Genomic DNA, 6,043 nt, shown 5'->3' on the forward strand with positions numbered 1-6,043 from the left:
ATGGAGGTAGCCATAATGCCTCCTGGTTTTATGTAAGGAAGGTCGTTAACGATCGCTAAGCTCGCTCGCACCGTTATGCGTCCCGACCACCAGCGATCCCACCGCGCCAGTGTGCCTACCAGATTCCGCAATTCAGCCGCAGACGAGCATCCAACAATTAATTACGGCGCCCATGCCAGGACTCCAGCAGACAGGTGCCGGGCACGGGCTTGATTCATCAGATGAAAACGGAGGAGTTTACTGGTTAGCCGCATATTCGGTCCCGTCGTATTCGGCTCGTGGTAGGCGTGGGCTTGAGCCGGATGCCCTCGACCTGCGGGCGGCCCGGCGGGCTTGATCGCCGCCGCTCTCGGAGCTAGGACGGATTCTTCGCCCAGTGCTGCTGGAGCAGGGGAGGTGTTCGCCCGGGTGGAGCGGGGTGAACGCCTGATTGTCACCCGCGACAGTCACCCGGTCGCCGAGCTGCGGCCGCTGCCTGCGCGCAGTGCGGGGCCGGCCGAGCTGCCGGTGAGCATGGGCACCTTGGCGATGAACTCGCAACGGTCAATCCGCTGGTGGACGGCGGTCGCGGAACCTCGGGCTAACTGGTGATTCCAGCCAGTTCGTGTGCCACCGCATCGAATGCGCGCAGCGTGTCCAACAGCATGTGCGGGTCCTGAGAGTGCGGCTGGGTGGATAACTTGGCGGCGACCACCTCCGCGGCGCGGTTGACGTAGATCATCTGACCACACATGCCCAGGCACAACACGATGTTGCTGCCCGGGTAGGGGAACCACACTTGGTTGCGGTACATTCCGCCGGGCATTCGGGTGTCGTCGGAGCTGGCGGCGAACGCCTGACGCGAGTCGGGCCCGCCGGCGAGAGTGTCGGCGATCCACGCCGCCGGCACCACTTGCTGCTCGGTCAACGAGACACCGTCGCGCAAGAACAGCGACCCGAACCGGATCATGTCGGTAAGACAGGCGTTGATGCCGCCGTCGAATAGTCCGGTGCCGACCGTGTCTACGCCGATGGTGGCGTCGCATTGGGCGCCGATGCGGCTCCACAGCAGTTCCGACATCAGTTCGGGCATCCGCTGGCCGCCGGCGACCTCGCAGATCCAGCCGAGTACATCGGTTTCACACGAGCGATATTCGAACGGGCCGCCGTGAGCCGACTTCTGCCGCAAGGTCAGCAGGAAGTCATGCAGCGTGGAGGGGACGTCCGGACTGCTCTTGGGCGCCCACCCGATCGCCTGGTCGAGGATGTGTATCTCCGCGGCCGGGTCGCGGTAATTTTCTGAGAAGGCGATACCCGACCTCATGTCCAGCAGGTGGCGCACCGTCGCACCGGCGTAGCCGCCGTTCGCCAAGGCGGGAACGAATGCCGTGACCGGCGCGTCAAGCTCGATCGCACCGGCCCCGCGCAGCGCGCCGACGACGGCTGCCACCAGCGACTTGCTCACCGAGAACAGCAGGTGCCGGGTCTGGGCCCCCAGGCCGTCGAGGTACTCCTCGGCCACCATCGACCCGCGGTAGGCGACGGCCCACCCGTCGGTAGCGGTGGTGGCCATCACCGCGCCAACGGTGGCGGCCACCCCGTCAGTGCTGGTCACCGGGATCTCGGCCACCGGAGCACTGGCTGCGGGCAACGCCGCGGCCGGCCCGGTCCCGCGCGAGATCACCGCGGTCGGCACCAAGTCTTCGACGTGCTGGAATGACCACTGCGAATAGGGCGCCGACAGCCAGTTGTCCAGTGAGATGCCGGCCGGGACGCGACCAGTTTCGCAGCCGATCATGCGCGCGGTTTCGCGGGATCGCCGGGTGGTCGGATGACCATGGGTGCGCTGATTCCAGCTGGGAGGCGATGCGGATGAGGAGATCGTCTCGGCCGAAGTCGGCGGCGAGCTGGACAAGATCGGGTAGCCCGGGTGCGATTGTGTTGACGACACCGTCGGCGGGGCGGTAGACGGCGAAGTACGCCCTCCCATGCCGTTGGCGGTAGCGGGTATGGCGCAGCGGTGGACGCAGGAACGCCCGGATCAAGGGCTCGCGCTCGATGCCGGGTGTGTTTCGAGCAGCTCGTGCAGCCGCTGCTCACGCTCGTGCGACGAGCCGCGAGACGATCGGCGTGGCCGGCGCCAGGGGTGTTGAGGCGAACTTCGCCTCGATGCCCTTGACCCAGCGCCGGCAGCGCTCGGTGAGCTGGTAGTCGCCGGTCTGCAGGTGCCCGCGCGTGACGAGCACGCCGAGTTGGGCGCCCTCGCAGCGTAAGTCGCCAGGCGCCGCGACACGCATGTAGAAGGCCTCGGACTCGTCAATCACCGAGGCCCAGTCGTTGGCGGAGCGCGCAAAGGAGACGCGCCCGTCGTCGTCGAGGCGCCACACACCGGTGCGTGGCGTCGCGGTGAAGAGCTCGACATCCGGCGAGGTCTCCGTGATTATCACCTGACCCCAGACCTCGTCCTCGCCATAGCCCCGCTCCCAGCGCGAGTTGATCTCCTCGATGTCGAGCTCGTACTCCACGTCCATGTACTCGAGCAGGTGGAAGAGGAACAGCGGCATGTCGGCGTAGGCCTCGGTGGTCAAGCTCGTCATCGGGCTGGCGCCGCTCAGGCGCGGGTTCACCTCGCCGAGGTAGAGCTCGTCGGAGTCCAGGTCATGCAAAAGGTCCACCTCGAAGTAGCCGCGGTACCCCTCGCGGCTCAGGACGTCGCCCAGCTTTCGCACCATTTCTCGCGCGGCGTGCGTCTGTACGGGCGGCAGCACCTCGCGCCAGATGTCATTGCCGCACCAGCCGCCCTTGCGCGGAGTCAGCTCCGGGTAACCGACGAGACTCGTCATCGCGGGGCCGATCACGGTGCCGTGGCGGGTCACGGTGCCCTCGAGGCACACCTCGACATTGCGGATGCGCTTCATGACTTTGACTTCCTGCTGCCCCACCAGGTCAGCGGTGCAATGGTCCCAGTCGCGCTGACCGCGCACAAAGAACGTCGCGTTGCCGGCGTCGCCATAAGCGGCCTCGACGACGAGGTCATCTCCCAGCCCGGCGCTTTGCGCGAGCGCCAGCAGCTCGTCGTAGGAGCCGGCCCGCCCGATCACGTGAGGCACGCTCGGCACGCCCGCCTCATCGGCTAGGCGCGTCATGACGACCTTGGAGCCCAGGCGATGGCGCAGCTCCGCCGGGGGGTGCATGACGTCCAGCCCCGCCTGGTGCGCGAGGGCATGGGTCTGCTCGTCAAGCATCACAAAGCAGGCCTTGCCACCGGGCCCTCGTTGCGCGATGAACTCGAGGGTCTCGGGATCGCACAGGAGGTGATTGCACACATCCCCCATGGACCCGAAATCAATGCGGTCGCGCCGCCGGGGTACGAACACGCGCGGGTGTGCGCCCTCGAAAGAGTCAAAGTAGGTCAGGTAGAAGAAGTTCCGTACCCAGCGGTCGATGCCTAGCAGGTTGAACGGGGTCGGCGAGATGAAGTACAGCGGCACGGCGTTGGTGTGAAAGAACGCGCGTACGTCCGAGAGGCCGTTCAGCGGGCGGCGCGGCTCGGGCTCAGGGCCGCCGGCGTGCACGATCACGCCGGCCGCGGTGACGTCGACGCCTGAATCCGGCGCAAGGACCGCGGCGCGGGCAGGGGCGCTGCGGTCAGCGCGACGGCGATGAAATGACATACCTCCATTCCACAAGTGTGCGCCCTGCCCATGGCCGTGTCGAAGTGTGGAGTACCTGAACGCCGGTCGAGCAATGCTTGAAATCTCGGTGGATCTGCCTGGGCTAGATGTACCCACGGTGGGCGGGCTCGCCCGTCTACGCTCCTGCCGGCCTGTTGGCCGGCGCCCGCCTGCGCCACGCGGATGTGGCGGCATTTGTCGGCCCTATGACAGCTCCATGTGGATCCAACGCGGCGCCACGCGGGTAGCAACAGGCAGCCGCACACCACCGACTCAAGCGATGAACGTCTTCTTGCTACTGGTCACCACTCTCATGTCTTCGTGGAAAAGCGCTCGGTCAGTCCGAAACCGGCTGCAGTCGAGGGGTTTACGTCCGACGGATGTCACGCCGCGAGAAAGTTCGTCACCTCGGTGGCGAATGCTCGCGCGTGCTGGAACAGGAATGCGTGTCCAGCGTCGCTGTAGAGCACGAGGATGGCGTTGTCGAGGTGCTGCACTGCGACGTAGGACGCCACCGCAGGGATCATTACGTCGTGCACGCCGTTGGCGTACAGCACGGGCTGCTTGATCGTCTCCCGATCTTGACACAGCAACACTGGCGGGCGAGGACGCCTCCAGCCCCAGCCCGCAGCCGCTGCGCGGCCAGTCCTAATAGCGTCGTCGCTGATACCTGCAACTCAACGGCGATGTCCTCGCTGCAGATAGAGCATCGAGCGTCGATACCGGCCTGGAGAAACAGTCGGCGAAACCCGAAACCAGGTTCTGCCCCCAACGACGATACGGAGACGGTCGTGGAAGGCCACCTCTACCGCGCGTCGCAACGATCCGGAGCCAACGGCCGCGACCAGCTCGCCGCGTTGCTGCGCGACTTCGACGACGGGCGGTCCTCAGACTCACCGCGTCGGTAGAAGCCATATTCACCAACGTGGCTGTCCCGCTCTGACTTTGACGCCGCCACCGCTGGCCCCGACCCTCCAACTCATTTCGGTGGGTGACGCCGGGGCAAACCTATAGTCCGTCGCTTTGCGTGTGATCGGTGCGGCGATCGCCAGAAGCCGTCAGGCGATTCCTACGCTTCTTCCCAGGGGCCCACAGTGATGTGGCGCCACTGAATCCGGGCGTCCTGTTCGACAATGAAGTCGCGCTCCCGGTCGCGGATGAACTCCAAAATGTCGACGATCTTGTCGGGATCACCCGAGGGGACAACGGAGTGGATGATCCGCCCGACATTGTCGCCGTATCCGGTGAACGTGACACACGCCTGCTGATAACTGCCCGGATCGGCCGGAGCGATCATTGCATCGTAGGCGTCGAACAATCCGACCCGCAGCAAATGCCCGCGGTCGGCGTCTCAGGACCGGCGCGGTGGCCGGGGGAAGAACCCGCTGGTGCGCGCCGCGTATGCGTCGTAGGCAGCCCCGCGGCTCCTGCGCATGCCCTTCTCCAGCAGGGCCTTTCCACTGACGCGGACCAGAAAGTAGGCCATGAGTAGCGGCGACACCACGGTCAGTAGCCCCACGGGGTGCCCGAGCGAAAGCAGCCACAATCCGAACCACACGCACGCATCACCGAAATAGTTGGGGTGCCTGGTCCATGCCCACAGGCCTCGATCCATGATCAAACCCGCGTTCGCAGGTTCCCTCTTGAACCGGGCCAGCTGAGCATCACCCACGGCTTCGAAGGCGAATCCCACGCACCAGATGGCCACGCCGAGCGCCCCCAGAACGCCCACCGGTGTCGGCTCGTACATCGCGAGCTGGACGGGCAGGGACACGACGAACAGGATCACTGCCTGTGGACCGTAGATGATGCGTAGCACGTAGCCCGCGACTGTGCCGGTCCGGCGGCTCATCAGAACCGTGTAGCGCTTGTCCTCACCGTGACCGATGTTGCGGGCCGCGATGTGAAGTCCGAGCCGCAGTCCCCAAATCATGGTCAGCGCAAGGACCATGGCGCGGCGAAGGCCGTCGCCGCCGGCATTGGTCGACGCGAAATAGCTGATCACTGCGACCAGGACGAATCCAGGACCCCAGAAGATGTCGACGATCGATTGGTTGCGCAGACGAATCGACGCCACCATGATCGCGCCGAAATACACGGCCACTGCAAGCGCGCACCACACCAGATTGGCGCCCAGGGCGGCCCAGGACAGCTGGCTCACCACACTGGCGCTGCGGTATCGGCAGGGTTGTTGTCGTCGAGCGAAACCACCATGCCCGACACCATAGGTCAGCGGGCCGCAAGCGGTTGACCTCACCCACCGCCGCCACGCCATCATCGAAACCACCTTCGCCGACCTCATCGACGGCCCACTCGCACACATCCCCTCGGGGCTGTTTGCCGCCAACTGCGCCTGGCTGGCCTGCGCGGTGATCGCCCACAACCTACTG

At 65.7% G+C, this 6,043-nt stretch carries 6 protein-coding genes and 1 pseudogene; 2 read left to right on the forward strand and 5 right to left on the reverse strand.

Going from position 1 to position 6,043, the window contains the following annotated elements; all coding sequences use genetic code 11:
• Nucleotides 1-408: 408 nt before the first annotated feature.
• The gene (locus VKI00_RS30500; protein ID WP_324446614.1) at nucleotides 409-591 is read left to right on the forward strand and encodes a hypothetical protein; all 183 of its coding nucleotides are present in this window, start codon (nucleotides 409-411) and stop codon (nucleotides 589-591) included.
• Here VKI00_RS30500 and VKI00_RS30505 read toward each other — a convergent pair.
• From VKI00_RS30505 to VKI00_RS30525, 5 genes are all read right to left on the reverse strand, one after another.
• Nucleotides 581-1,777 carry a serine hydrolase gene (locus tag VKI00_RS30505; protein WP_324446622.1) on the reverse strand — a complete coding sequence of 399 codons (1,197 nt, stop codon included), beginning with the start codon at nucleotides 1,775-1,777 and terminating at the stop codon, nucleotides 581-583. The two genes, VKI00_RS30500 and VKI00_RS30505, sit on opposite strands and share 11 nt — an antisense overlap.
• A gap of 298 nt (nucleotides 1,778-2,075) precedes the next feature.
• Nucleotides 2,076-3,560: a biotin carboxylase gene (locus tag VKI00_RS30510; protein ID WP_324446616.1), complete on the reverse strand. Its 1,485-nt coding sequence runs from the start codon at nucleotides 3,558-3,560 to the stop codon at nucleotides 2,076-2,078.
• A gap of 476 nt (nucleotides 3,561-4,036) precedes the next feature.
• Nucleotides 4,037-4,249: an alpha/beta hydrolase gene (locus VKI00_RS30515; protein WP_324446618.1), complete on the reverse strand. Its 213-nt coding sequence runs from the start codon at nucleotides 4,247-4,249 to the stop codon at nucleotides 4,037-4,039.
• A gap of 473 nt (nucleotides 4,250-4,722) precedes the next feature.
• Entirely contained in the window at nucleotides 4,723-4,950 is a 228-nt protein-coding gene (locus tag VKI00_RS30520; RefSeq protein WP_324446620.1) for a hypothetical protein, read from the reverse strand.
• Nucleotides 4,951-5,004: 54 nt separating this feature from the next.
• Nucleotides 5,005-5,955 carry a DUF1295 domain-containing protein gene (locus tag VKI00_RS30525; RefSeq protein ID WP_324446624.1) on the reverse strand — a complete coding sequence of 317 codons (951 nt, stop codon included), beginning with the start codon at nucleotides 5,953-5,955 and terminating at the stop codon, nucleotides 5,005-5,007.
• Here VKI00_RS30525 and VKI00_RS30530 point away from each other — a divergent pair.
• Nucleotides 5,903-6,043: pseudogene (locus tag VKI00_RS30530) on the forward strand (IS1380 family transposase); the annotation flags it as partial. The gene VKI00_RS30525 and the pseudogene VKI00_RS30530 overlap by 53 nt on opposite strands.

This window comes from Mycobacterium sp. (assembly GCF_035314665.1).
In the GTDB taxonomy this organism is placed as follows: domain Bacteria; phylum Actinomycetota; class Actinomycetes; order Mycobacteriales; family Mycobacteriaceae; genus Mycobacterium.

Coding starts and splice junctions, on each gene's coding strand:
- VKI00_RS30520 (WP_324446620.1), bottom strand. CDS start 4,950: ATGATCGCTCCGGCCGATCCGGGCAGTTATCAGCAGGCGTGTGTCACG.
- VKI00_RS30525 (WP_324446624.1), bottom strand. CDS start 5,955: ATGAGGTCGGCGAAGGTGGTTTCGATGATGGCGTGGCGGCGGTGGGTG.
- VKI00_RS30505 (WP_324446622.1), bottom strand. CDS start 1,777: ATGATCGGCTGCGAAACTGGTCGCGTCCCGGCCGGCATCTCACTGGAC.